1 protein-coding gene is annotated in these 423 nt (G+C 61.0%); it reads left to right on the plus strand.

What is annotated here, in order from left to right; genetic code table 11:
• Window positions 1-423 (plus strand): Obg family GTPase (locus B2W52_RS15880; RefSeq protein WP_476738540.1); only part of this gene is annotated, 423 nt, incomplete at both ends.

Here is a 423-nt window from a genome sequence, read left to right on the forward strand (position 1 = left end):
TGGGTATCCGCTTCCTGAAGCATCTCGTGCGCACCCGTCTACTGCTGCACCTTGTGGATGTGGCACCGTACGATGGCTCGTCGCCCGCCGATGCGGTTAGAGCGATCGAGCATGAGCTTGAGAAGTTCAGCGAAACTCTGGCCAACCGTCCGAGATGGCTCGTACTGAACAAGGTCGACATGGTGGCCGAAGAAGATCGCGATGCTCATTGTCAGGCCATTGTCGATGAGCTCGGATGGGAAGGGCCGGTTTTCTGGATCTCTGCGCTCAGTGGCGAGGGCACCAAGTCCCTGGCTCAGGCCGTCATGCGCTGGATCGAAGAGCAGGCTGAGGAAGAGGCCCAGAATCGGGAATGCGCGGAGCGGGAGGCCCAACGTCGCCGGCAGATGGACGACGAAGCTCGCGCCCGTATTGAAGCCGAGC

This window comes from Marinobacter sp. UBA2498 (assembly GCF_002341575.1).
GTDB lineage: Bacteria > Pseudomonadota > Gammaproteobacteria > Pseudomonadales > Oleiphilaceae > Marinobacter > Marinobacter manganoxydans.